Below are 24,228 nucleotides of genomic sequence, written 5' to 3'. Positions count from 1 at the left end.
CCTATTTATCCTCTTCACACGTTTCGCGGCCAATCGCCAGTGGCATATCCCCGCTGATGGTAAGGACGAGCATCGTTGTGTCCACGAGATCCTTATATTTGCAGTTCAGCGAGATCATCCCGCAATCATATTCTCCGGGGTGACTGCTGAAGCCAAGATTTGAAGAGCTCATAGCACTTCTCCTATGATACAAACGACAGAGTGACGACCCAGAGAACAGCGCCAAGCGCGATCCAAACAATGGCCTCGACTACCATTGGTTTTGCGGGACTCCAGCAGTCGGAGCCGGTGTGATCCTCGCTCGAGAGCGCATCCAGCTGCCGTACCAGATTTTGTTCAAGCTCAAGCTTGTACTCATCATTCCTGAGCTCTCATCAACTTTTGTCTTGTTCATTTTTTCCTCTTTGGCATTTGGGACTGAAAGAACCTATCAACTCAAGTCAACGCCCAGATGGGTCTTTGGCAATCGACAGGTCTACTTTAAGAGCCCATGTTTCGGTCGACTATCGAACCTGCGAACAGTGTTTTTCGTATGAGTGCACACGCCCTTCCGCTCCGTGAAGCTTAAAGTGTCGAAGGGGCAGCAAATCACTGCTGCCCCTGGGTCCGGCCAATGTATATGCCGGTTCGCCGTCAGCTCTCCAGCCCTAAGTACGTGGTCGTGCGCGACGCTTTTGTCTCTAAATGAGAAGTCAATTACAGTCGCTAACCACGTCCAACGGCTCAGGATGCAGGAATCGTTTGAGCACGTTGCCGGTGAGTCGGGCGATATTGTTGTTGTAATGGTTGTGGGAAAGTGAGCCTGTGTAGGCAATCGATCCCACTGAGAACACGCCGCCCCCTCCTGGCAATGGACACAGAACAATGTCCGCGCGCACACGGGACTGCTCGGTCCCGCCAATGCCAGGAATTGATTCGTAGACGTCCTCGGCGGCGAGAAGGTAGGCATCCGACAATGGCCCGGAAGTCGCTAGGACAAGCGCACCCGGCGGGGATCCCAGCGACGGGTCGTACCGGTCAATCTCCGCGCCGGCGGCACCACCGCCCATGATTCCAAAGTCGCCAATGCGCTCGTCACTGCCAATCCCTTCAAACGCAAATGCGGCGAGTGGGTCGTAGCTGTCGGTGAGGCGTTCGTAATACGTGCAGCGGTCGAAACCTTGCGCGGCGAACCCCACGCCTAGCAGTCGCTGCGGTGCCTTACCCTTGTTGCGCCATAGACCGGCCATTTCACCGGAGGTCTGGTGGCGGCGATCGCCAAACGGCGACTCGTGGGGGCGTGTACCCGCATCTGACCTGCGCAACTCCATGACATGCCGCTCTTCCGGATCAAATGAAACGGTCGCGAAAAAACCGTTTCCGCCCAGGTACATCAAGCGTCCGCCGTTGCCGGTGAAAGCCTCGATCGCGTTGAGCTCGTTGCGTGTCACATATTCTGGATGACTGCCCGTGATTAGAACCTTGTAGTCCTTGAGCAGGTCGACGCCTTCGCGATCCAGGTCTTCATCCGTCAGCGCGTCGAATTCGCAGCCGATTGTGTCAAGCCAATGAACGATGCAGAGATCAGCAGGAAGCCCCCAAACGCCCTCTGCCTGGAACCAGGCGCGGTGTTTGGGGTTGAGCGTCAGGATGGGACGTCGAGTGCTGCCGAAGACAACGCCAGAGCCATCGTTATGGATTTCATAACAGGAGCGACCGAATTCAGGATGGTCCTGAAGCGTCAGATCTTGCCGATCAATGATCGGCGTCCGACTGACAATGATTTCCGCGCCATTGGCCTCAAACGCTATTCGGTCGTTGGCGTACGCCAGATATGTCGCTGTGGAGAAAAGCACCGCCACTTCGCGCTTCTGACCTCCTGGCCTGACGAAGAACGGGATGTATTGTTCAACGCCTGCGCCGCATAGCTTCGCGGCGTATACACCACTGGCGAGATCGTCCGGGACCTGGATCTTGAACGCCGTTGGCCACTGGGCGTCGGTGATGTCATCGTCGTGGAAATGGATCGCATCGAACTCGTCCGGTGCCAACCGGAAATCATCGCTCAACCCTTTGAAGCGATGGCCCGCCACGCCCCGTGTCGGCGTGTTGAAGCAGCGTCCATGCAAACCGTTTCCGGACACGTCTACAACTTCGCAGAGCAACAGGCCATCGTCACGAAGGCTCTTGCCAAAGTGCCAGGCGGCCAGCTCGGCAACAACAGCATCGCCGAGAGAGGGACGCAGAATGCGGACTCCACCGATTTTTCCGTTGTAGGCGGCATTCGCCAGCCATCGACCGTCTTGCTGACGGGCCAGCGCCCCGATCCTGAAGGGGGCCTGGCTTTCAGTCAGTTTCGCGCCGAACGGGACGGTACGTGATTCTGGGCGCAAGGCACTGGCGCTCGCTGAGAGACGGTTCATGATGTTGTCGATTGGTGTCTGCTCCAAGCAGACCGTCCCGGCATCCGATTTGACACTGACTATGACGCGATACCACTGGTGTGCAATGAGTGGCGTTGCCAATGAAACTTTCTTTGTCTCACCATCTGCCCCCCATATAAACGTTGGCCGCCCTTCCTCCAGCACAAGGGCGTAGCCAGAACAACTGGCCACGGACCAGTTCCCCAAAATGGCCTGTAGGCCCGAATCACTCTCAAATGAGTTCTGCGTTACGTGGTAGGCACCGAAGTTGCCCGAGCGCGTACCTTGCGGCAGTGTCGGATAGACATGGGCTTCAATGACCAAACCGTTAGGAGATCGCAGAAGTCCTTGCGTGTCGGTAACTTCAACATAAGAGCCCGGCTGGCACACGTGCTGGATACCCTCGTAGCTCCCTTCGAACGACGACTCAACAGGTGTCTCAAGGAAACCGGGGCCCGCCTCCCCCGTAAACCCGTGTCGAAGCTTCACAAGCGAGGCGTCATATCGCGCGACCCCTTCGCAACTTACCTTGAAAGAAAGACTTTCACCTGGCGACACAGAGAATCCGTCGCTATAGCCGAAAATTTGCTGACTGACCTGGTTCATTCTCATTTCATCCGTTATGCGACTGAGAATCCGTTTCGCGCGCCTCGGCAGCGAAAAGGGTTCGGCATCGAAGCGAAAAAACGTGACGCAATGCGTCGTCGTAAGTCAGGAAAACGCCTGGACTTCGAACGAAGTTGCCTGGCTCTCCAATCAAAATGTTCCCGACGCCCCATGGCCCGTCGATACCCAGCGAAATGACAATCGCCTTGCCGGCAATAGACGCACCGCCCAGCCCACGCACGACCCTTCGAGTCTTGTCATCGTGTGGCCCGAGCGGAGACCGTTCGTAGGCGCTGATCACGCCAGAGTCGCAGTCGCCACGCAGGCGCTCAAAAAATCGAGCCTGGAACACAGCGGCCAATTCAGCTTCGCGATCTGAGGAGGTACGCATGGTCATTCCCTCAGTGCGGTAGTTATTGATGTGTTCATACTTTTCTCTTGCTTGTCAGTGATTGCACAGATATCCAAATATGCGCCTGGCCGCGTTGCGGAGCGCTGGTCCGGAGGAGATACGCTGACCGCCCTGTACCAGTAGCGATATCGTCCGATGGACCGCACCCGCGATCTATCGCATGAGAGAACCAAGATTTTCGTCAGCGCGCACGGTGCGCAGAGTGGGTGCCCGAGTCTGGCCTTTGCTCGCAACCGGCTCACCTACAGAGCAACAGCTCACGGCATACCTCTGCTTCCGCACCATTGGTCTGCTATAACTGGACTTAGTCATCCACCGGTTATTATAGAAAACACGGGGCTTCCGACGGCTGACTAGGCTGACCTGGAAGTCATGGCATAGGGCTTGCTTGAGCTTCTAGGGCAGTGATTTTTTTAGGAGGGCGTGTGGATTCGTTACATTTGATAACCCGGTTCTCGACGGGCGAGATCCATCCACACAGACGCCTTGCTGCCTGGCAGGATTTCATGAGCGACGTTTACTACCCCATAGACGTGGCTGCCTCCAACCCGACATCGTTCTCCGGGCTCATTGAATCCACCCAGATCGGTACGGTCGGAATTACTCGCTTTGCTGCTGATGCGCAAAGAGCTGTACGCCGCAAAGTGCATATCGGACATGACGAAGCCGATTTTTTCGCATTGGTCATGCCGACAATGCAAACCGAGCGGTTTCTGCATCTAGGTCGACTCGGAGACGTTGCACCGGGTCAAGTCTCCATATTTAATTCAGCAGAAACCTATCAGCTGGATATTCCCGATGGCACGAGAAACATAACAGTCAAAATACCCGCAGACCAATTCAGGACAATGTGTCCGAAAATTGATGCAAGTTGTGGCCGCGTCGACGCCGCCAATTCGCGTTTCGTGCCGCTGCTGACGCAATTCGCGTTGCAAGCACTGGAAAATGCCTCCAGCCTTTCCCCTCAGCATGTTAAAAGCCTAGAGAGAGGATTACTCGAACTGGCTTTTTTGATGATGGATGTACCGGAGACCGATGCAGCGGGTGACTCACGTACCGTCATCGATCACTTCTTTCACCGTGTTATGGCGTGTATCGCGACAAACTTCCAAGACGCGGATCTTACTCCTGAGCGTGCGGCTCAAGTCCATCGAGTCTCTATCCGCTATATCCACAAGATTTTCCACGCACACGATACGACTTTCGGACGCGAACTTCGTCTCGCTCGTCTTAGACACGCTCAAAAGCTGCTCCGAGAAAATGCGGCGCACAACGGCCGGCAAATCACCATTGCTGAAGTTGCTTACAACTGCGGCTTTTCAAGTCAGGCGCTTTTTTCCGTCCGGTTTAAAGAAACTTTTGGCTACTCACCTCGAGACGAAAAAAGTCAATTGGTGAATTGAAGCGGGAGCGGATCAGGCGAAAGATTTACAGCACCAGGCAGGATGGTCGCGCTGATGTGTTCGATTACATCGAGATGTTCTACAACCCAAAACGCCGGCATGGTTTCAACAAGCAGCTGTCGCCGATAGAGTTCGAAAAGCGCTATTCCCAGAGCCTGGAGAGTGTCTAGAAAACCTGGGGCGATTCAGCCTGCTTGTTCAGCGCGTTGAGATCGTAATGCATGGTCGTCCTCCAGGGGCCTCGTAGTTGCGCAACACTAGCGGGCAGCTCTGTATGCTTGACAGGGCATTAGGGGACTACCGCCATGCATTTGCGGCCAGTTCGTATCTCGTCTTTGTTCCAGAAACTTGCGCTATGGACCTATCGATGGACACAAGCTTCCAGCACCCAGTTGCCATCAGTCAGGTGATGGTGAACTTCGCGGCGCGCTACGGCGTCGCTGCGCAAACCTGTCTGCTCGGTACTGGCATCAGCGAAGCGCAGTGCGGGACGCGGATGCCCTGGTTGCACCCGAGCAGGAAATGCGGCTGATTGAAAACCTGATGCTCGCCTTGCCAGACGTACCCGCACTGGGCTTCGAGCTTGGCCTGCGCTACAACGTGGCGACCTTCGGTATCTGGGGATTTGCCCTGCGCACCAGCCGCAATCTGCGTGAAGCTCTCCAGCGTGCGCTGCGCTATCTGCCGCTAAGCACGGCGTACTGCCGGTTAGCGATATTCTGCGATCAGCACGAATACGGCATTAGCGCCGACGCCTCCGCGATCCCTCATCATCTGCGGCAGTTCCTACTGGAACGCGATACGGCGACAGCCATCAATCTGTTCGACGAACTCGCGCTTTCGGGGCTGCGCGTGCTGCGGCTCGAATTCCAGGGCAAGCCGCCGGCGCACGCGGACCGGATCGAAGCACTCAGCGGCATCGCGCCTCATTATGGATGTTCGCGCAACGCCATCGTGCTGCGTCGACAGGACGCGGAGCTGTCTCTGCCGATGTACGACGTGCATCTGGTGCGGCTACTGGAAGAGCAGTGCCGCGCGCAACTAGAGAGACGACAGGTCGCCGGCATCACCGGCCAGGTCCGACAGCTTCTCCTGGGTTCGACGGGGCTGGTGCCCCCCTCGAGGATGTTGCAAGTCAGCTGGCAATGGCGCCGCGCAGCCTGCGTCGCAGACTGGCAGAGGAAGGCACCAGCTTCCGCAATCTCGTCGATGCGGAGCGTGGGCAACTCGCGAAACAACTGCTGGAAAATACGGAGATGAAGCTGGAAGAAATGGCGCTTCAGCTTGGCTACGCTGATGCCGCCAGTTTCACCCGTGCGTTCCGGCGCTGGTTCGGACAATCACCGAGCGAGTATCGCAAAGTCTCAAAACGGTGAATGTGATAACCCGCGGAGGGCGACATCCCACAGCGCCAGCGCTAATCCAGTCGGACAACTGCATCTCATGTATAGGCCTGGACAAACAGCTCCACCGCCGCGGCAATGCGCGACTCATCCGTAAGCGTGCTGGTACCGGGGTCCAGGTTGCCGACCGCGAGTAGCAGGAATTGGCCGGCGGCGCGCACCGGGTCGCTGCAGCGGGCAGATTGGCCGAGCGCTTTTTCCAGGTAGGCCTGATACGGGCGATAGCGTTGTCGCCAGCGCTTCTGTGGCACCCAGTTGGAGCGCAGCAGAATATTCGTGAGCGCAAGGAATGCCGGATGCATGCTTTGCTGCAGCAGCGCCTGGGCGACTGCTTCCAAACAGCTGCGCAACTCGCCATTCACCTCGCATGGCAGCGACGGCTCTGGCAACTCCTCCATCCAATACTCGATAACGGCCCGAAACAGCTGGGCCTTGTCGCCGAAATGCGCATAGAAGGTCGCCTTGGTCACACCGGCGGACTCTGCAATCACCTGCATATTGGCAAGGTCGTGGCCGAACGCCGCGAATACATCACTCGCCGCCCATAACATGTCCCTCTGCCGCTTGCCGCGGCGGGAGTCCTCCCGTAGTTGCAGACTATTCATGGCTGAGGCTGCCAACGGCGAAACAGCAGGCTGGCATTGACGCCGCCGAAACCGAAGCCGTTCGACAACGCGTACTGGATCGGCATTGGCCGCGCGCGCAGGCCAACCAGATCGAGGCCGTCGGCCGCCTCGTCAGGGTTGGTAAGGTTCAGCGTGGGCGGAACGATCTGATCGCGTAACGCCAGGAGGGTGAAGATGGCTTCGATCCCACCTGCGGCCCCCAGTAGATGGCCGGTGCTGGATTTGGTCGAGGTGATCGCCACGCCCGAACCAGTCCCGAAGACGGCGCGAATGGCGGCCAGCTCGCCGCGGTCGCCCACTGGCGTGGAGGTCGCATGGGCATTGATATGCTGCACCTCGCCCGCAGTCACACCGGCCTGGCGCAACGCCAGCTCCATGGCACGGCGCGCGCCGCTGCCATCCTCCGGGCCGGCAGTGAGGTGATAGGCATCGGCACTGGTGCCGTAACCGACCAGCTCCGCCAGTGGCTGAGCGCCGCGGGCCAACGCATGCTCCAGGGACTCGATCACCAACAGGCCGGCACCCTCGGCCATGACGAAACCATCACGGGCGCGGTCGAACGGGCGCGACGCTTGCTGGGGGTGGTCGTTGAAGCCTGTGGACAGCGCGCGCGCCGCGGCAAAGCTGCCGAGGGTGACGCGATGGATCGCCGCCTCGGTCCCGCCGCACACGGCAATATCCGCCTCGCCGCAGCGGATCAGCCGGGCCGCATCACCGATGGCTTGCGCGCCGGCCGCGCAGGCGGTCACCGGTGCGCCGAGCGGCCCCTTGAAGCCGTGCCGGATCGACACATGCCCGGCCGCCATATTGGCGAGAAACGAAGGCGCGGTGAATGGCGAGAGCCGACGCGGCCCACGTTCGTCCGTGGTGCGCACGGCCTCGGCGATGGCACCGAAGCCGCCGACGCCGGAAGCGATGATGGTCGCGGTGCGCTGCCGCTGCTGCTCGTCTGTAGGCTGCCAGGCCGCCTGCGCCAGGGCTTCCTGGGCGGCAGCGAGGGCAAACTCGATAAAGCGATCCATCTTCTTGCGTTCCTTGGCGGCGACGAATCGCCCCGGGTCATAACCCGCCTGCGGATCTTCCGCCACGCTGGGTACCCGCCCGCCTACAGCGCAGCCGGTGCCCTCGGCAAGCTCGGCAGGCAGCGCACGGATGCCGGACTGCCCCGCCAACAAACGCGACCAGACCGCCTCGGTGCCGCAGCCCAATGGCCCAACAACGCCGGTACCTGTCACTACGATCCGCATGGTGTTCTCTCTATTCGTCGCCATATCTCATTCCTAGGAAAATGCTTATGGGTTGGAATCCAAAGGGGGTTCAGCCAAGCCCGAAGGTTTTGCGCAAACTCGCATCGACGGGGCCAGCCGGCATAAAGCGGCGCAACTTGCTCAGCAATGACGCCTGGCCTGCGGGGGTGCGACGCATACTCCACTTGCCCAGCGCCGCATCGACAGTGGTGGTGGCCACGCTCGCGGGCTCAGGGGCGCTTTGGACACTGTTGACTACGGCGTTTGCTGAGAGACCGCGCTCGTGGTCATAGGCGGCGATGGTTGTACCTGCCTGAGGCGCATTGATGTCCAGGTTGGTCTTGGTAAAAGACGGTGCGACCAGGGTGACGCGGATGCCGAACTGGCGTACCTCGTGATCCAGGGTTTCAGACAACCCCTCCACGGCATGCTTGGAGGCCGAATAAAGCCCCATGTACGGCGCTGGAAGAAAGCCGAGCACCGAACTGACATTGACGATCCTTCCACTACGCTGCGCTCGCATATGCGGGAGTACCGCCTGGACCGTGCGCAGAATACTGAAGACATTGGTATCGAACAGCGTTACAGCCTCGATGGCCGCGGTTTCCTCCACTGCGCAGATCAGGGTCGTGCCTGCGTTATTGACGAGCACGTCGATGCGCTTGGCCTGGTCGATGACGGACTGGATGCCAAGGCGAACGGAGGCCTCCTCGCGAACATCCATCTCGATCAACTCGACACCGGCCAATGGGCTGGCTTTGGCAATGCTGCGTACACTGCCGAATACCCGGCAACCCCGTTTGGCAAATTGCTCCGCGGCGGCACGGCCGATGCCCGATGACACGCCGGTAACCAGGACAACTTTCGAATTCGACATAGCAGTTTCTCTCGATTTAGATGAAATAAATGCGCCAGGGTCAGCCCGCCGCGGGTGCCTGTTTATGCGGGCTGCGCCTCCAGGGAGCGGCTGCTGTCGGGTTTAATCCGGAACCAGATGGAGTACATGGCCGGCAGGAACACCAGGGTCAACACGGTTCCCGCCAGGGTGCCGCCGATCAGGGTGTAGGCGAGCGTTCCCCAGAACACCGAATGAGTCAGCGGGATAAAGGCCAGGATCGCCGCCAGTGCGGTGAGGATTACCGGTCGGGCGCGCTGCACGGTCGCCTCGACCACCGCGCGAAACGGCTCCAGCCCGGCCTGCTCGTTGTGATGGATCTGCCCGATCAGAATCAGCGTGTTGCGCATCAGGATGCCGGATAGCGCAATCAAGCCGACCAGCGCATTGATGCCGAATGGCTGCTGAAAAAGAATCAGCGTGGGCACTACACCGATCAGCCCCAGCGGACTGGTGAGAAAGACCATGACCATCGCCGAGATCGAGCGCACCTGCAGAATGAGGATGATCAGGGTGATTGCCAGCATGATCGGGAACAGCGGCAACATCGCCACCATCGCCTTGCCTGACTCCTCGATGGAGCCCGCCTGCTCGATGCGATAGCCACTCGGCAGTTTGTCCATGATCGGTTGCAGCTGCTGGGTGATGGCCGTCGATACGTCCGGCGGCTGCAGGCCTTCGGCGATGTCGCCGCGCACGGTGATGGTCGGCACGCGGTCGCGCCGGCGCATGATCGGCTCCTCCATGCGCACATCGATCTCGCCGACCTGCGACAGCGGGATGCGCTGGCCGTTGGCACCCGCCAGGGTGAAGTCCATGATCCTGGCCGGATCGAAGCGCGTGTCCCCGGCCGAACGGGCCATCACCTGCACCGTGCGAATGTCCTCACGCACGGCGGTGACGGGTACGCCGCTGAGCAGGAACTGCAGTTGCTGCGCCACAGCACTGGAGCTCAGCCCCACCGCTTGCAAGCGGTCCTGCTGCAGGGTGAAGTGCAGCGTTGGCGTGCGCGTGCCCCAGTCGGTGTTGACCGTGCGCATCATCGGGCTGGCATCTAAGACCAGCTGCACCTCGGCGGCAATTTCACGCAGCTTGTCCGGGTCCGGCCCTGCGACTCGGTAGGCAACCGGGAATGGCGAATAGGGGCCGAACACCAGCTGGGTAACACGCACGCGTGCTTCGGAGGCCAGGCCTTCGGCAATCGCCTGACGCAGCCGATGTTTCAACGCCTCGCGCTCGTCCTGGTTGTCGGTACGCACCACGATCTTGGCGAATGACGGATCAGGCAGTTCCGGCCCCATGGCCATATAGAAGCGTGGCGCGCCCTGGCCGACGTAAGCGGTGACGATCCGCGCCTCTTCCTGCTCGGCCAGCCAGGCTTCCACCTTGGCCGTGGCGGCGCTGGTTTGGGCGATAGAGGTGCCGTAGGGCATCTGCACCTCAACCAGTACTTCGGGGCGGTCGGAGATCGGAAAGAACTGCTTCTTGACCAAGCCCATGCCGAGTATGGCCACCACGAACAGACCCACCACCGTGCCGGCAACCAGCCACTTGTGGCCGATGACCCGCGCCAGCAACCGACGCAAACGGTTGTAGCGCGGCGTGTCGTAGAGGGCGTCGTGACCACCTTCGACCTTCTTGAAATCAGGCAGCAGCTTGACACCCAAGTAGGGCGTGAACACGACGGCGACCAGCCAGGAGGCGATCAAGGCAACGCCGACGATCCAGAACATATTGCTGGTGTATTCCCCCGCAGTGGAGCGGGCGAAACCATTGGGCATAAAGCCCACGGCCGTGACCAGGGTGCCCGACAACATCGGCGCGGCGGTGTGGCTCCAGGCATAGGCGGAGGCTTTGATGCGGCTGTAACCCTCCTCCATCTTCACCACCATCATTTCAATGGCGATGATGGCGTCGTCCACCAGCAAACCCAGGGCCAGAATCAGCGAACCCAGGGTGATGCGGTCGAAGTTCTTGCCGGTCGCGGCCATCACCACGAACACCATCGCCAGGGTCAGCGGCACGGCCGCTGCGACCACAATGCCCACGCGCCAGCCCATGCTGATAAAGCTCACCAGCATGACCACCAGCAGCGCGACGAAGAACTTGACCATAAACTCGTCAACCGACGAGGCGATATTGACGGCCTGATCGGTGACCTTGCTCAGGCTCATGCCCAGCGGCAGCTCGGCGTTGATCGCCGCCACCTCGCTGTCCAGCGCTTGGCCCAGGTCGAGGCCGTTCCAGCCATCGCGCATGATGATGCCCAGCAGCAGAGCAGGCTCGCCGCCGTTGCGGATCAGAAACGTCGCCGGGTCTTCATAGCCGCGCTTGACGGTGGCGATGTCCGACAGCTTCAGCGTGCGGCCCTGGGCCACAACCGGGGTGTCGCGGATTTTCTGCAATTCATCGAAGGCGCCGTCCAGGCGAATAAACACCTGCGGGCCTTGGGTTTCTACCGAGCCCGCCGGAGTCAGGACATTCTGCCCATTGAGCGCGGCGAACACTTCCTGCGGGCCGATGCCCAGCGTCGCCAGGCGTTCATGGGAGAGTTCGACAAAGATCCGCTCGGGCTGCTCGCCGACGATATTGACCCTCTTCACGCCCGGCACATGCAGCAGCCGCTGCCGTAGCCTCTCCGCGTCGCGCACCAGCAAACGCTGCGGCTCGCCCTTGGCCTTGAGCGCGAACAGGGCAAAGGTGACATCCGAATATTCGTCGTTGACCATCGGCCCGATCACGCCGGCCGGCAGCTCCTTCGCCTCGTCACTGACCTTCTTGCGCGCCTGATAGAACTGCTCCGGCACCTGCGCAGGCGGGGTGGTGTCGAGCAGGCTCAAGGTCGTGAAGGCCAGGCCGGGTCTGGTATAGGTTTCGCTGCGGTCGTACCAGCGCAGCTCCTGCAGACGCTTTTCGATCTTCTCGGCGACCTGGTCCTGCATTTCCTGCGCGGTAGCACCGGGCCAGACGGTGACGATGGTCATCACCTTGACAGTGAACGCGGGGTCTTCCGCCCGCCCCAACTTGAGGAACGCGATAACCCCGGCAAGCGAGATCAGGCAGACCAGGAACAGGGTGATGGAGCGTTCGCGTACGGCGAGCGCCGACAGGTTGAAACGGCCTTCGCTCATGGCCGGGCTCCCTCGACCACCGCGACTGCGGCTTCACCGGTCAGCCGCACCTGCTGGCCTTCGCGCAGCAGGTGCACGCCGAGCGCAACGATCCGCTCGCCTTGCGTGAACTGAGCGCTGATGCGTGCGTGTTCATCATCGAGGAGCTGAACCACCACCGGCTGCCAGTGAACCTGCGCCGGCTCGCCCTGGATAACCCACACGCCGGGGCCCTTGCCCGCGTCGTACAACGCGCCAATCGGCACCTGCAAGAGGCCCTGCGCGGAGGAGTGCCCGTTTGGGACATGCCCGTCGGGGACATGCCCGTCCGGGATCTGCAGGGTGACCGTGGTGCCCAAGGGCGCATTGGCCAACTCCCCTTCCAGCACATAGCGCGCCTCAAAGGTGCGGGTCTGGCTATCCGCGACATCCGAGAGCTGCCGTAGCTTGGCCGGGACGGTATCGGCTCCATTACCAAAGAGCGTGGCCTGCGCGGCGGAACCGACCGCCGGGCGCAGGGTTTCCGGCAACTGGATAAGCGCTTCACGGGGGCCGGCATGCGCCAAGCGCACCACGACTTGGCCGGCAGTGACGACCTGGCCGGGCTCGACCAGCGTGTCCATCACAATGCCATCGGCATCCGCCAGCAACTCGGCATAACGGGTCGCATTAAGGGCCACTTCCGCCTGGGCCTGGGCCGCACGGAGCTGGGCGCTGGCAGCATTCGCCGCCGCCTTGAACTGATCATAGGCCGACGCCGATATCGAGCCGGTTCCGCGTAGATCGCGGTAGCGGGCTTCATCATCGCCCGCTTGCTGCGCCCGCGCTCGCGCAGCGGCGACCGCTTCGCGCTGCGCATGGGCGGCAAGCTTCAGGTCGACGGGGTCGATACGCATCAGTGGCTGACCGCGCTTGACGGTCTGCCCCGTATCCACAAGCCGCTCCAGCACCTTGCCGGCGACGCGAAAGCCCAGGTCACTCTGCACGCGCGCCGCTACGGTGCCGCTGAAGGAACGTGATGCAGGGAGTGCGGCTTGCACGACAGCAGCCCGCACCAGCGGCGCTTCGGTACGTGGATCGGTTTGCGCTTTCTCGCCGCACGCGACCAGCGCAAACGGCAATACGCAGATAAGGGTAGGTAAAACGAAGCGGCGCCGGTGCATGAGAGTCCCATATGCGAAATGGTCGGGACTCACACTTTGATTCTAGTGACTAAATTAGTCAATAGTCACTATTACTATGGCGACAAACTGCGCAGTATCAGACTGGACAGCAGGAGCGGTGCCTCGTCGGTGTAATCGAGGCCGTGCTGCAAGAGCAGCGGGTTGAGGTAGGGGCGCATGACCAGATGGATCGCCATCACGGCTTCATCGAGGGGCGTCTTGCGTTCAAAGTCTCCGCTTTGCCGGCCTTGCTGCACGATATCCTGAAGCAGTTCCTGGATTCGCCCGTCATAGGCGCGCGCCGCCTGCCAGTTTTCGGTCGCTGCCGAAGCGGCGATTTCGAAGAGCTTACGGTCCTGAAAGAACAGGCGCAGGCTCGACTCGACCAGCGCCTTGAACATCCGCCGCAGCTTCTCCGGTGGACGCTCGGCCTCATCGACGGCGGCCCTGACCTCGGTCTCGATCTGGCGCAGGCAATTGGCGCAGATCGCCTCGCCGATGGCCTGTTTGGACTCGAAGAACTTATAGATATAGGCCTTGGAAAAGCCGATGGCCTTGGCCAGATCGGAGACCGTGGTCTTTTCGTAGCCATAGCGGCTGAAGTGCTCGGTAGCCGCGGTCACGATCTGGTCGCGCACCTCATGATCCACCGGACCACGAGCTGTAACTTTGGGAGAGGGTGTCTTGTTCATGGGGCATAGCCTACAGAGCAGTCGGGATATGGACAACAAGTGACCGAAATGTATTATGGTCACTATCTGTTGAATTCCCACTCCGCCCAGGAAGAAAACGCCCATGCCATCCAAGCGCATCCTAGCCCTGCTTATCAGCGCCAGCCTCTCGGCAGGCTGCGCCGTCGGCCCCGACTACATTCGACCCGACACGCCCCTGCCGGAGCAATACCTGGGGCAAACGGCAGTCGAGCAACGGCATGCCGCTGCCAATGCAGACCTTATCGCCTGGTGGACAGGGTTCGACGACCCGCAATTGACTCGCTTCGTAACCCTGGCGCTGGAGCAGAACCTCGACCTGGCACAGGCGGCCGCCCGCGTCGCTCAGGCGCGTGCGGGACTGGGGGCGGCGAATGCCGCCTTGTTGCCCTCTGGCAACCTCAGCGGTCAAGCGGCCAGGGCCTACCAGTCGGTTGAAACGCCGCTGGGACAAGTGCTGAACTCGACAGCCGATTTCGACCGCTACGGCAACGCCTATGAAGCCAATCTTGGCGCGAGCTGGGAACTGGACCTGTTCGGAGGCCTGCGCCGGGGACGCGAAGCGGCGTTGGCCGAGTACCAGGCGACGGACGCAGGGGCGAGCGCAACACGATTGGCTGTGGCGGCGCAGACCGCAGACATTTACATCAGCATCCGCGGGCTGCAAGCCCGTCTCGACATTGCACACAAGCAGGTCCAGACCCAGCAAGAGCTACTGGCGAGGGTCAATCTTCTTTATAGCAAGGGGTTGGCTGCCGAACTCCAGGTTCATCAGGCTGAAGGGGCACTCGCCCAGGTTCAGGCATCCGTCCCCGTTCTCGATACGGCCCTGGCTGCGACCATGAACGCACTGGATGTGATGCTGGGCTCGCCGCCCGGCACGCATCGGACGGAACTGGCTGAGGCCACCGCCATACCGGCTGCGCCGCAGATTGCGGCCACGGGATCGCCGGGTGAGCTGCTCAGACGCCGCCCCGATTTGATTGCGGCCGAACGCCAACTGGCCGCTTCCAACGCACGCATCGGCGTCGCCATCGCCGAGTACTACCCCAAGCTCTCCCTGAGTGGACTGATTGGCAGCGCGACCTCGGTGTCCAGCGGCAACCTGTTCAGTAACGCAGCCAGCCAGGCCGCCGGCGTGCTGGGTCTGCGCTGGCGCCTGTTCGATTTCGCCCGCATCAACGCACAGATCGACCTGGCCAAGGGCCGGGAGGCCGAGATGCTAGCGAGCTATCGACTGGCCGTGCTGCGTGCCACCGAAGATGTGGAAAACGCCTTCTCGGCCCTGGTCAACCGCGAGCAGCAGGCGACGCTACTTGCCAGGGGCGTCGACTCGCTCGGCCAAGCACGTGACGCTTCGTTTATGGCCTATCAGAAAGGCGCTGTCAGCCTGATCGAAGTCTTGAATGCCGATGAAACCTTGCTGCGAGCCAGCGATACGCGCGCGCAGGCGCAGACGGAATCAGCCCGCGCAGCAGTCGCCGCCTTCAAGGCCCTCGGTGGCGGTTGGCAAGCCCCTGAGCCAGCACAGCAGGTGGTCAGAACTGCACAAATCTTCTAAACAGTGCTCGCCATAACGCACTACTCGGTTTGGGGAGTGCCCGGGTTTTGCGCTCGCCCCAGGCGCTCAAGCGCCTGAACCAGGTGCTGGCGTTCTTGCTGCTGATATCGGTTGGATGCCCGTGCTGGTCTAACGCGCTGGGAAAGCCTTTGGCACCCGCAGGCCGCGACTGGCGGACTCGGCCAGCGCGCACTGGGCCAGAGTATCGGAGCGACACACCACCACCTCACCGGTGCGGCCGCCTGCAAGAGTTGGCGCGGCAGCACCGCGCAGTCGGGAGATTTTCTGCCCATGCCATGCCCCTCGAAAGCCCCCGCACCTTAGCCAGCGTCTTCGCTTGGCACATACGAGATACGTTGTCATACAACTTTAGTCGACAGTGACAACCCTCAGGCTTACCGGGCAACCGTTCTTAGCCTAAAGAGAACGTTCCTAGCGCTTGCCAAACAGCTCTGTAGATGGCGTTATAGAGGCCTTACGCCAAAATAAAACCACACGACACTAGGGGTTTAGCGCCGGACAAATCCCGGCATCGAGCAGACGGATAGCCGGAACTGGCCCCTCTTGCGCGTTGACATCTGCCCACTGGCCTGATGATAATCGGCGCAAGTCATACGACAACAGATGACATACTCAATAACAACAAAGCAGAGCCCCGCCATGACCACAACAGCCAACGCCCCAGCTCCCTTCAATCGTCTGCTGCTCACCGGTGCCGCTGGCGGTCTGGGCAAGGTGCTGCGGGAAAGCCTGCGGCCTTACGCTACTATCCTGCGGGTCTCCGATATCGCCGAGATGGCTCCCGCCGCAGGCACCTATGAAGAAGTTCAGGTCTGCGACCTGGCCGACAAGGCCGCGGTGCACCAGCTGGTCGAGGGCGTAGACGCGATCCTGCACTTCGGCGGGGTGTCAGTCGAGCGCTCGTTCGAGGAAATTCTCGGGGCCAATATCTGCGGCGTGTTCCACATCTATGAGGCGGCGCGCCGGCATGGCGTCAAGCGGGTGATCTTCGCCAGCTCCAACCATGTCATCGGCTTCTACAAGCAGAACGAATTTATCGACGCCAACGCGCCGCGCCGGCCGGACAGCTACTACGGCCTGTCCAAGTCCTACGGCGAGGACATGGCCAGCTTCTACTTCGATCGCTACGGCATCGAGACGGTGAGCATCCGCATCGGCTCCTCCTTCCCCGAGCCGCACAACCGCCGAATGATGAGCACCTGGCTGAGCTACAGCGACCTGACTCAGCTGCTCGAACGCGCGCTGTACACCCCCAACGTCGGCCACACCGTGGTGTATGGCATGTCGGATAACCACAACGTCTGGTGGGACAACCACCTGGCCACGCACTTGGGCTACCAGCCCAAGGACAGCTCGGAGCAGTTCCGCAGCCAGATCGACGCCCAGCCCATGCCCGCCGCCGATGATCCGGCGATGGTCTACCAGGGCGGTGCCTTCGTTGCCGCCGGCCCATTCGGCGACGCCTGAAACGCCCCTGCGCTGCAGAACCACCACGGGAAACCAGCTGCCATGCAAGCCGAACTGATTGTCGACGCACGCAATGCCACCGGCGAAAGCCCGGTGTGGAGCACCGAGGAACAGGCCCTGTACTGGGTCGATATCCCGGCGGGCCAGCTGTACCGCTGGAGCCCCGCGGATAATCGCACCCAGCAATGGACGGCTTCGCAAATGCTCGCCTGTATTGCGCGCTGCCGTGACGGCGGCTGGATCGCGGGGATGCAGAGCGGCCTGTTTCACCTGCAGCCCGGCGCGGACGGCAGCCTGCACAGCCGCCCACTCAGCGCCGTGGCGCACGCCAGCCCGGCTATGCGTTTTAACGATGGCCGCTGCGACCGCCAGGGCCGCTTCTGGGTCGGCAGCATGTTGCTCGATATGAGCGCCGCCGCGCCGGTCGGTGCCATGTACCGCTACAACGGCGGGCAAAGCGAGCCGCTTGCCGCGCAAATCAGCGACCTTATTGTGCCCAACGGCCTGGCCTTCAGCCCGGACGGGCGGACGATGTACCTGTCCGACTCGCACCCGTCGGTGCAGGCCATCTGGGCCTTCGATTACGACATCGACAGCGGCACGCCGCATAACCGCCGGCTGTTCGTCGACATGCGCCAGCACCCCGGCCGCCCCGATGGCGCGGCGGTGGACAGCGAAGGCGGCTACTGGATCTGCGCCAACGATGCCGGGCTGATCCACCGTTTCAGCCCCGATGGCCGCCTGGATCGCTCCCTCGCCGTGCCAGTGAAGAAGCCAACCATGTGCGCCTTTGGCGGTCGCAACCTGGACACCCTGTTTGTCACCTCTATCCGCCCGGCCGGCGACCTCAGCGACCAGCCATTGGCCGGCGGTGTGTTCGCCCTGCAACCCGGTGCCAAGGGCCTGGAGGAAACCTGCTTCAACAACTGAGCGGTGACTCGCGATTGGTCGCGCGCTCGGTTTTCGCAACGCTGCACTCCCAACAACAACAAGACTGGAGCTTCACCATGACCTTCAAACGCAAGTTGCTTGTCGCCGCCCTGCCCTTTGCCTTCTGCCTGTCAGGCCTGGCGCAAGCCACCACCATGAAGATGGCCGAGATTCATCCGGCCGGTTACCCGACCGTTGTCGCCCAGGAAGCCATGGGCAAGAAGATCGAAGCGGCCACCAATGGTGAGCTGAGCTTCAAGATGTTCGCCGGCGGCGTGCTCGGCTCGGAAAAGGAAGTGGTCGAACAGGTGCAGATCGGTGCCGTGCAAATGACCCGCGTCAGCCTGGGTACCGTTGGCCCGGTGGTACCGGACGTCAACGTATTCAACATGCCATTTATCTTCCGCGACACGGCGCACATGCGCGCGATCATCGACGGTGAGATCGGCCAGGAAATCCTCGACAAGATCACCAACTCCGAATTCAACATGGTCGGCCTGGCGTGGATGGATGGCGGCACCCGCAACATCTACTCCAAGAAGCCGGTACGCAACCTTGAAGACCTCAAGGGCATGAAGATCCGCGTGATGGGCAACCCGCTGTTTATCGAAACCTTCAACGCCATGGGCGCTAATGGTGTGGCCATGGACACCGGCGAAATCTTCAGCGCCTTGCAGACCGGCGTTGTCGACGGTGCGGAAAACAATCCGCCGACCATGCTTGAGCACAACCACTACCGCACGGCCAAGTACTACAGCCTGACTGGCCACCTGATCCTGCCGGAGCCACTGGTGATGTCCAAGGCCAGCTGGAACAAGCTCACCCCAGAGCAGCAAGAGATCGTCAAGAAGTACGCCAAGGAAGCGCAGTTCGAAGAGCGCACGCTGTGGGATGAAAAGTCCGCCAGCAGCGAAGCCAAGCTCAAAGAAGCCGGCGTCGAATTTATCGAAGTCGACAAGAAGCCCTTCTTCGACGCCACCGCGCCGATTCGTGCGAAATACGGCGCGCCCTACGCTGACCTGATCAAGCGTATCGAAGCAGTCCAGTAACTCGCTATCTCTGAAGAACCCCGTGGTGGCGGCCTAGGCCGTCGCCACGCGCGTGGTGAAGTCTCATGAAAAACTTGCTGTTACGCATCAACGACGTGATTTACCAGGCCTGCATCTGGGTCGCAGGCACCGCCATCGTCGTGATGGCGCTGATCATTCCATGGGGCATTTTCGCCCGTTACGTCCTGGGCAGTGGTGCCGGCTGGCCGGAGCCCATTGCGATCATGCTGATGGTGCTGTTCACCTTTATCGGTGCCGCCGCCAGCTATAGGGCCGGTGCACACATGGCCGTGACCACCTTTACCGACCGCCTCTCACCCGCGTGGCAACCCAGCATCAACCTGCTGGTGCAGCTGCTGATGGCGGCCATCGCCCTGTTTATGACCATCTGGGGCATCAAGCTGTGCGCGGCCACCTGGAACCAGTTTATGAGTACGCTACCCACACTGCGCGTGGGCATCAGCTACTCCCCCATTCCGATTGGCGGTTTTATTACCCTGATCTTCGTTCTTGAACGGCTGTTCTTCGGCGACCAGAGCCACCGCCGCGTGGTCAACTTCGAGCTGCTTGAAGACAGCAAGGAGGCCTTGTAAATGGATGCGCTAATCCTGCTTGGCAGCTTTCTCGTACTGATTCTGCTGCGCGTACCCGTGGCCTACTCCCTGGGCATGTCGGCCTTACTCGGTGCCTGGTACATCGATATTCCGTTCCACGCGATCATGATTCAGATCAGCGGCGGCGTGAGCAAATTCTCCCTGTTGGCCATTCCGTTCTTCGTTCTCGCTGGCGCGATCATGGCCGAAGGCGGCATGTCGCGGCGTCTGGTGAACTTCGCCAACGTGCTGGTGGGATTCGTCCGCGGCGGTCTGTCGCTGGTCAACATTCTGGCCTCGACCTTCTTCGGCGCGATCTCCGGCTCATCCCTGGCAGACACCGCCTCGGTCGGCTCGGTGCTGATTCCGGAAATGGAAAAGAAGGGCTACCCGCGTGAATACTCCACCGCGGTCACCGTCAGCGGCTCGGTACAAGCGCTGCTAACCCCGCCCAGCCACAACTCGGTGCTGTACTCGCTGGCGGCCGGCGGCACGGTGTCGATTGCCTCGCTGTTTATCGCCGGCATCGGCCCAGGCCTGTTGCTCAGTGCGGTGATGATGGGCATGTGCTTGTACTTTGCGCGCAAACGCAATTACCCCAAGGGCGAGGTCATTCCGCTCAAGCAGGCGCTGAAAATCTGCGTGGATGCGTTGTGGGGCCTGTTCACCATGGTAATCATTCTGGGGGGCATTCTTTCCGGTATTTTTACCGCTACCGAGTCGGCTTCCATCGCCGTGGTCTGGGCATTCTTCGTGACCATGTTTATCTACCGCGACTACAAGTGGCATGAGCTGCCCAAGCTGCTGCACCGCACCGTGCGTACGCTGTCGATCGTGATGATCCTGATCGCCTTCGCCGCCAGCTTCGGCTACATCATGACCCTGATGCAGATTCCGTCGAAGATCACCGCGCTGTTTCTGACCCTGTCGGATAACCGCTACGTGATTCTGATGTGCATCAACTTTATGCTGCTGGTCCTGGGCACGCTGATGGACATGGCACCGCTGATCCTGATCCTTACGCCGATCCTGCTGCCGGTAGTGGTGGATATTGGTGTCGACCCGGTGCACTTCGGCATGATCATGCTGGTCAACCTGGGCATCGGCCTAATCACCCCGCCGGTGGGCGCAGTACTGTTTGTCGGCGCGGCCATCGGCAAGGTGACCATCGAGAACACCATCAAGGCGCTGCTGCCGTTCTATGCGGCGCTGTTTATGGTGCTGCTGGCGGTGACCTATATTCCGGCTATTTCGTTGTGGTTGCCGAGCGTAGTGCTGTAGAACCAGCTCACAATCTGCTGCGCGTCGGCCCTGCGGCGTTAAAAACAGGCTCGGAATGCTCATGTACAAAAGTACACTCCGCTTCCTCGCCTGTTTTTGCCTTGCAGGGCTCTAGCTCGCTAGATCGTGAACAGGTTCCAGGCTTATGAATGCGTCACGATCACCTGGAGCCGCCGATCTGGCGGCTCTTTGCTTTGTAAGGACATAACCTCCGCCATGCCAGCCGCCACACCCTTCCCCCGGCATATCGCCGCACTGATCCTGGCCACCCTGGCCTGCTCTTTCGCCGGCAACCATATTGCCGCGCGGATTGCCTTCGATCATGACACCGGCCTGCTGCTGGCGATGCTCTGTCGTTCTGGCGTGACCATGCTGGCGCTCGCCGCCCTAGTACTGTGGCGCGGCGAATCGCTGAAAATGCGCCGCCAGACCTGGGGCTGGCAACTGATGTTGGGCCTGTTGATCGCGGTGCAGAGTTTCTGCATCTACTCGGCGGTGGCGCGGATTCCGGTGGCATTGGCGTTGCTGGTGGTCAACCTCGCGCCCATTCTGCTGGCGCTGCTGACCTGGGCCCTGGGCGGGCCGCGGCCGACCCGCCGCGCGGCCTGGTTGATGGGGCTGATTCTGCTGGGGCTGGTGTTTGTGCTCGACCTGCCGCAGCAGCTGTCCGGCCCGGCCGAGATCGATCAACGCTGGATCGAAGGGGTGTTGTTCGGCCTGACCGGCGCGGCGGCGTTTGCCTGCGCGCTGTGGATCACCGAACACCGGCTTAGCGGCATGCCGGGCGCGGTGCGTAGCATGCTGACCATGCTGGTGGTGTTCGCCGCATCAGCCCTGGCCGGGGCCGGCGGCCTGCTGCCGGGCGGGATGGATCTGCCCAGCGCCACGGCCGGCTGGATCGCCCTAGGCTGCCTGGTGCTGCTGTATGGGGTGGCGTTTTCCGCGCTGTTTATCCTGGTCACCCGCCTGGATATCGCGCGCAATGCTCCGGTGATGAATATCGAGCCGGTGGCCGGCCTGCTGTTCGGCTGGCTGATTCTCGGGCAGTTGCTCAATGGCCTGCAGATTTTCGGCGGGGTGCTGGTGGTCAGCGGTATTGTGCTGCTGGCCTATAAGCGCCAGGCCTAGGGCCTGGCGGACTTAATCGCGATGGCCGCTAAAGCCCAGCAGGATGCCTTGAGCTATCAATCATCAACCGTGCAGGGCCTGCGCTTCCGCCGCTTCATGGGCCTGACGCAGGCGCTCGCGGCTGTTGGTCAGGTGCAGGCGCATGGCGGCGCGGGCCGCATCGGAATCCTGGCGGGCGATGGCCTCGAAGATCTGCTCGTGCTCGCGGCTCAGGCGCGCCATGTAATGCTCCTGGTCGTCCTGGGCAATGCGCGCCGAATTCAGGCGGGTGCGCGGAATGATGCTGGTGCCCAGGTGGCTCATGATGTCGGTGAAGTAGCGATTGCCGGTGGCCTCGGCGATCAGCAGGTGGAACTGGAAGTCCGACGCCACCGCATCGCCAGAGTGGGTGACGCTCTGGCTCAGGACGTCCAGGGCTTCACGCATGGCCGTCAGCTGCTCGGCGCTGCGTCGTTGCGCGGCCAGCCCCGCCGACTCGACCTCAAGGCTGATACGCAACTCGAGAATCGCCAGCACATCACGCAGGGTGACGATGGTCGCCGGGTCGATGCGAAAACCGCTGGGGCTCGGCGTGTCCAGCACGAAGGTGCCGATGCCGTGGCGGGTTTCCACCAGGCCAGCCGCCTGCAAGCGCGACAGCGCCTCACGCACCACGGTGCGACTAACGCCCTGCTCTTCCATGATCGCCGACTCGGTCGGCAACTTGTCACCGCGCTTGATCACACCGTCGCGAATCCGCTGGGACAGCTCGGTCACCAATTCCTGGGCCAGGCTGCGATGCTTTCTGCGCACGCGCGGTGGGCTGTTCTGAGTGTCCATGTCGGAGGTCTTTCTCGGCTGACGGCTAGGCTGCCATCATATCCCAGCAGTTGTACGATGACACCCCCGGTCACGCATCGGCCGTGTGCGGCAACGACAGCCCCCACTTTCAAGGCAAGAACCCGATGACAACGACACTTCTCAACCTCGATGACGGCATCACCCGCCTGAGCCTAGCCCCCGAACTGGGCGGCAGTATCGTCAACTGGTCGGTCGCAGCCACAGGCCAGGCGCTGCTGCGCCACAGCGATCAGCAGGCCCTCGACGCCGCCACGCCACGGCGGCTGGCCTGCTACCCGCTGGTGCCCTGGTCCAATCGCATCGCCGGCGGTGGCTTTGCCGGCCCCGATGGCTGGTTCGATCTGGCCGCCAACAGCCCCAGCGATCCCTTGCCGATCCATGGCAGCGCCTGGCAACAGCCCTGGCAGGTGAGCGCACAGAGCGCGACGGAAATCGTCCTGCAACTGGACAGCCAGCAGCCCTTTGCCTATCGCGCGGTACAGCGCTTTCGCCTGCACGACGGGCGGCTCGACATCGAGCTTCAGGTCACCCATCTGGACCAACGCGCCGCCTGGCATGGTCTCGGCTGGCACCCCTACTTTCCGCGCACCGCACACACCCGCCTGCGCGCACCTGCAGAACAATTCTGGCAGTGCGACCAGCGTCGTCTGTCCACAGCACTTGCGGCGCTGCCGGCCGGCTGGGGCTTCGCCGAGCCCCGGAAGCTGCCCGCCGAGCAGATCGACAACGCCTTTAGCGGCTGGAACGGTTACTGCGAAATCATCCAGGCCGATGCCGGCTACCGCCTGCAGTGCCGCAGTCAGGGAACCGATCACTTTATTCTCTACACCCCGACCGAGCAGGACTTCTTCTGCTTCGAGCCCGTCACGCACCCGGTCAATGCCCATCACCTGCCCGGCCAGCCAGGCCTGCGGCTATTGCGCCAGGGACAATCCAGCCAGCTGTCATTCAGTTTGCACTACCAGGTATTGGCAGCGCCCCGATAACAGCGCTAGTAATGTCGGGCAAAAACCTAACGAGGTTTCCAGTCTTATTACTGCAAGAAACTCTGCACGAACTTAGGGCAGCCAAGGAAACAAGCCGTGCTGATGCGCATAACGCTGTTCATAGTCGCGCGGCAATAACGCCCGCGACGTATTTACGGATGTAGTCAATCAGGTCTGTCGGGTTTTGAACTACCACTGCAGTATCGAAGTCCTACACATGGTGTAGAGCATTGCAGCTGGCGGAAGACGGCGAGGTCGACGGTATTTTCACCGCGCCCAACCGCGCCCAAAGGAACTGCGCGGTCGGCAGCTAGGCGTATACGGGCCGTCGGGCACCTCGCCCGTATTGAGCGGGGCCCCAAGTTAGGCGGGCTGGACATTTAATTCGGCTTCGC

The 24,228-nt window shown here is 61.3% G+C and carries 22 protein-coding genes and 1 pseudogene; 13 read left to right on the top strand and 10 right to left on the bottom strand.

All coding sequences use genetic code 11. The annotated features are described in order from the left end of the window. Nucleotide 1: 1 nt before the first annotated feature. The 3 genes from VMP31_RS00235 to VMP31_RS00225 form a co-directional block, all read right to left on the bottom strand. The gene (locus tag VMP31_RS00235) at nt 2-172 is read right to left on the bottom strand and encodes a hypothetical protein (protein WP_325502883.1); all 171 of its coding nucleotides are present in this window, start codon (nt 170-172) and stop codon (nt 2-4) included. A gap of 520 nt (nt 173-692) precedes the next feature. Beyond that, nucleotides 693-3,008 (bottom strand): N,N-dimethylformamidase beta subunit family domain-containing protein, encoded by a 2,316-nt coding sequence (locus VMP31_RS00230; protein ID WP_325502881.1) that lies wholly within the window; start codon nt 3,006-3,008, stop codon nt 693-695. Nucleotides 3,009-3,015: 7 nt separating this feature from the next. Beyond that, nucleotides 3,016-3,399, bottom strand: coding sequence for a hypothetical protein (locus tag VMP31_RS00225; RefSeq protein WP_325502879.1), 384 nt, complete (start codon nt 3,397-3,399; stop codon nt 3,016-3,018). Between the two features lie 527 nt (nt 3,400-3,926). On the opposite strand from VMP31_RS00225, the gene VMP31_RS00220 reads away from it, so the two are divergent. The 5 genes and pseudogenes from VMP31_RS00220 (at nt 3,927) to VMP31_RS00200 (ending at nt 6,199) form a co-directional block, all read left to right on the top strand. Further along, on the top strand, nt 3,927-4,823 hold the full coding sequence (locus VMP31_RS00220; RefSeq protein WP_325502894.1) for an AraC family transcriptional regulator: 897 nt from the start codon (nt 3,927-3,929) through the stop codon (nt 4,821-4,823). Then, nucleotides 4,820-4,993 (top strand): annotated as a pseudogene (locus tag VMP31_RS00215) (IS3 family transposase); the annotation flags it as partial. The gene VMP31_RS00220 and the pseudogene VMP31_RS00215, both read left to right, overlap by 4 nt. A gap of 197 nt (nt 4,994-5,190) precedes the next feature. After that, nucleotides 5,191-5,355, top strand: a complete 165-nt coding sequence (locus tag VMP31_RS00210; protein WP_325502877.1) for a hypothetical protein — start codon at nt 5,191-5,193, stop codon at nt 5,353-5,355. Then, nucleotides 5,346-6,083, top strand: a complete 738-nt coding sequence (locus tag VMP31_RS00205) for an AraC family transcriptional regulator (protein ID WP_325502875.1) — start codon at nt 5,346-5,348, stop codon at nt 6,081-6,083. Before VMP31_RS00210 ends, VMP31_RS00205 begins: the two co-directional genes overlap by 10 nt. Beyond that, nucleotides 5,984-6,199 carry a helix-turn-helix transcriptional regulator gene (locus VMP31_RS00200; RefSeq protein ID WP_325502893.1) on the top strand — a complete coding sequence of 72 codons (216 nt, stop codon included), beginning with the start codon at nt 5,984-5,986 and terminating at the stop codon, nt 6,197-6,199. The genes VMP31_RS00205 and VMP31_RS00200 overlap by 100 nt, the downstream gene beginning before the upstream one ends. A gap of 65 nt (nt 6,200-6,264) precedes the next feature. Here the strand turns inward: VMP31_RS00200 and VMP31_RS00195 are convergent, their stop codons facing one another. The 6 genes from VMP31_RS00195 to VMP31_RS00170 form a co-directional block, all read right to left on the bottom strand. After that, a complete protein-coding gene (locus VMP31_RS00195; protein WP_325502873.1) occupies nt 6,265-6,831 on the bottom strand; it encodes a TetR/AcrR family transcriptional regulator in 567 nt (188 codons plus the stop codon). Continuing rightward, complete coding sequence (gene fabF / locus VMP31_RS00190; protein WP_414705408.1) at nt 6,828-8,099, bottom strand: beta-ketoacyl-ACP synthase II; 1,272 nt, start codon at nt 8,097-8,099, stop codon at nt 6,828-6,830. The genes VMP31_RS00195 and fabF overlap by 4 nt, the downstream gene beginning before the upstream one ends. Before the next feature lie 70 nt (nt 8,100-8,169). After that, complete coding sequence (locus VMP31_RS00185; RefSeq protein WP_325502869.1) at nt 8,170-8,976, bottom strand: oxidoreductase; 807 nt, start codon at nt 8,974-8,976, stop codon at nt 8,170-8,172. A gap of 62 nt (nt 8,977-9,038) precedes the next feature. Further along, nucleotides 9,039-12,125 (bottom strand): efflux RND transporter permease subunit, encoded by a 3,087-nt coding sequence (locus VMP31_RS00180; protein WP_325502867.1) that lies wholly within the window; start codon nt 12,123-12,125, stop codon nt 9,039-9,041. Next, a complete protein-coding gene (locus tag VMP31_RS00175) occupies nt 12,122-13,267 on the bottom strand; it encodes an efflux RND transporter periplasmic adaptor subunit (protein ID WP_325502865.1) in 1,146 nt (381 codons plus the stop codon). The genes VMP31_RS00180 and VMP31_RS00175 overlap by 4 nt, the downstream gene beginning before the upstream one ends. A gap of 74 nt (nt 13,268-13,341) precedes the next feature. Next, nucleotides 13,342-13,959 (bottom strand): TetR/AcrR family transcriptional regulator, encoded by a 618-nt coding sequence (locus VMP31_RS00170; protein ID WP_325502863.1) that lies wholly within the window; start codon nt 13,957-13,959, stop codon nt 13,342-13,344. A gap of 103 nt (nt 13,960-14,062) precedes the next feature. Here VMP31_RS00170 and VMP31_RS00165 point away from each other — a divergent pair, with 103 nt between their 5' ends. The 7 genes from VMP31_RS00165 (at nt 14,063) to VMP31_RS00130 (ending at nt 22,007) form a co-directional block, all read left to right on the top strand. Then, nucleotides 14,063-15,538 (top strand): efflux transporter outer membrane subunit, encoded by a 1,476-nt coding sequence (locus tag VMP31_RS00165; protein ID WP_325502861.1) that lies wholly within the window; start codon nt 14,063-14,065, stop codon nt 15,536-15,538. A 660-nt stretch (nt 15,539-16,198) separates the two neighbouring features. Beyond that, nucleotides 16,199-17,026 carry an NAD(P)-dependent oxidoreductase gene (locus VMP31_RS00155; RefSeq protein WP_325502859.1) on the top strand — a complete coding sequence of 276 codons (828 nt, stop codon included), beginning with the start codon at nt 16,199-16,201 and terminating at the stop codon, nt 17,024-17,026. Nucleotides 17,027-17,068: 42 nt separating this feature from the next. Then, on the top strand, nt 17,069-17,956 hold the full coding sequence (locus VMP31_RS00150) for an SMP-30/gluconolactonase/LRE family protein (RefSeq protein ID WP_325502857.1): 888 nt from the start codon (nt 17,069-17,071) through the stop codon (nt 17,954-17,956). 77 nt (nt 17,957-18,033) lie between these two features. Continuing rightward, nucleotides 18,034-19,005: a TRAP transporter substrate-binding protein gene (locus VMP31_RS00145; protein WP_325502855.1), complete on the top strand. Its 972-nt coding sequence runs from the start codon at nt 18,034-18,036 to the stop codon at nt 19,003-19,005. Nucleotides 19,006-19,070: 65 nt separating this feature from the next. After that, nucleotides 19,071-19,598: a TRAP transporter small permease gene (locus VMP31_RS00140; protein WP_325502853.1), complete on the top strand. Its 528-nt coding sequence runs from the start codon at nt 19,071-19,073 to the stop codon at nt 19,596-19,598. After that, on the top strand, nt 19,599-20,879 hold the full coding sequence (locus VMP31_RS00135; RefSeq protein ID WP_325502851.1) for a TRAP transporter large permease: 1,281 nt from the start codon (nt 19,599-19,601) through the stop codon (nt 20,877-20,879). A 216-nt stretch (nt 20,880-21,095) separates the two neighbouring features. Then, the gene (locus VMP31_RS00130) at nt 21,096-22,007 is read left to right on the top strand and encodes a DMT family transporter (RefSeq protein ID WP_325502849.1); all 912 of its coding nucleotides are present in this window, start codon (nt 21,096-21,098) and stop codon (nt 22,005-22,007) included. Between the two features lie 63 nt (nt 22,008-22,070). On the opposite strand, the gene VMP31_RS00125 is transcribed toward VMP31_RS00130, so the two are convergent. Beyond that, entirely contained in the window at nt 22,071-22,826 is a 756-nt protein-coding gene (locus tag VMP31_RS00125) for a FadR/GntR family transcriptional regulator (protein WP_325502847.1), read from the bottom strand. A gap of 125 nt (nt 22,827-22,951) precedes the next feature. Between VMP31_RS00125 and VMP31_RS00120 the strand changes: the two genes are divergently transcribed. Further along, nucleotides 22,952-23,833, top strand: coding sequence for an aldose 1-epimerase (locus VMP31_RS00120; protein WP_325502845.1), 882 nt, complete (start codon nt 22,952-22,954; stop codon nt 23,831-23,833). Nucleotides 23,834-24,228: the final 395 nt, after the last annotated feature.

Origin of the sequence: Pseudomonas sp., from assembly GCF_035512415.1 — a bacterium.
Taxonomy (GTDB): Bacteria; Pseudomonadota; Gammaproteobacteria; order Pseudomonadales; family Pseudomonadaceae; genus Aquipseudomonas.
Note: the sequence above shows the minus strand (reverse complement) of the source record. Positions and strands in the feature narration are given on the sequence as shown.

Bases quoted from the DNA above. Each gene is read 5' to 3' on its own strand.
- VMP31_RS00145 (WP_325502855.1), top strand. From the start codon at position 18,034: ATGACCTTCAAACGCAAGTTGCTTGTCGCCGCCCTGCCCTTTGCCTTC.
- VMP31_RS00140 (WP_325502853.1), top strand. From the start codon at position 19,071: ATGAAAAACTTGCTGTTACGCATCAACGACGTGATTTACCAGGCCTGC.
- VMP31_RS00170 (WP_325502863.1), bottom strand. From the start codon at position 13,959: ATGAACAAGACACCCTCTCCCAAAGTTACAGCTCGTGGTCCGGTGGAT.
- VMP31_RS00150 (WP_325502857.1), top strand. From the start codon at position 17,069: ATGCAAGCCGAACTGATTGTCGACGCACGCAATGCCACCGGCGAAAGC.
- fabF (WP_414705408.1), bottom strand. From the start codon at position 8,099: ATGCGGATCGTAGTGACAGGTACCGGCGTTGTTGGGCCATTGGGCTGC.
- VMP31_RS00220 (WP_325502894.1), top strand. From the start codon at position 3,927: ATGAGCGACGTTTACTACCCCATAGACGTGGCTGCCTCCAACCCGACA.
- VMP31_RS00210 (WP_325502877.1), top strand. From the start codon at position 5,191: ATGGACACAAGCTTCCAGCACCCAGTTGCCATCAGTCAGGTGATGGTG.
- VMP31_RS00225 (WP_325502879.1), bottom strand. From the start codon at position 3,399: ATGCGTACCTCCTCAGATCGCGAAGCTGAATTGGCCGCTGTGTTCCAG.
- VMP31_RS00125 (WP_325502847.1), bottom strand. From the start codon at position 22,826: ATGGACACTCAGAACAGCCCACCGCGCGTGCGCAGAAAGCATCGCAGC.
- VMP31_RS00120 (WP_325502845.1), top strand. From the start codon at position 22,952: ATGACAACGACACTTCTCAACCTCGATGACGGCATCACCCGCCTGAGC.
- VMP31_RS00155 (WP_325502859.1), top strand. From the start codon at position 16,199: ATGACCACAACAGCCAACGCCCCAGCTCCCTTCAATCGTCTGCTGCTC.
- VMP31_RS00175 (WP_325502865.1), bottom strand. From the start codon at position 13,267: ATGCACCGGCGCCGCTTCGTTTTACCTACCCTTATCTGCGTATTGCCG.
- VMP31_RS00230 (WP_325502881.1), bottom strand. From the start codon at position 3,008: ATGAACCAGGTCAGTCAGCAAATTTTCGGCTATAGCGACGGATTCTCT.
- VMP31_RS00165 (WP_325502861.1), top strand. From the start codon at position 14,063: ATGCCATCCAAGCGCATCCTAGCCCTGCTTATCAGCGCCAGCCTCTCG.
- VMP31_RS00185 (WP_325502869.1), bottom strand. From the start codon at position 8,976: ATGTCGAATTCGAAAGTTGTCCTGGTTACCGGCGTGTCATCGGGCATC.
- VMP31_RS00195 (WP_325502873.1), bottom strand. From the start codon at position 6,831: ATGAATAGTCTGCAACTACGGGAGGACTCCCGCCGCGGCAAGCGGCAG.
- VMP31_RS00180 (WP_325502867.1), bottom strand. From the start codon at position 12,125: ATGAGCGAAGGCCGTTTCAACCTGTCGGCGCTCGCCGTACGCGAACGC.
- VMP31_RS00205 (WP_325502875.1), top strand. From the start codon at position 5,346: ATGCGGCTGATTGAAAACCTGATGCTCGCCTTGCCAGACGTACCCGCA.
- VMP31_RS00235 (WP_325502883.1), bottom strand. From the start codon at position 172: ATGAGCTCTTCAAATCTTGGCTTCAGCAGTCACCCCGGAGAATATGAT.
- VMP31_RS00135 (WP_325502851.1), top strand. From the start codon at position 19,599: ATGGATGCGCTAATCCTGCTTGGCAGCTTTCTCGTACTGATTCTGCTG.
- VMP31_RS00130 (WP_325502849.1), top strand. From the start codon at position 21,096: ATGCCAGCCGCCACACCCTTCCCCCGGCATATCGCCGCACTGATCCTG.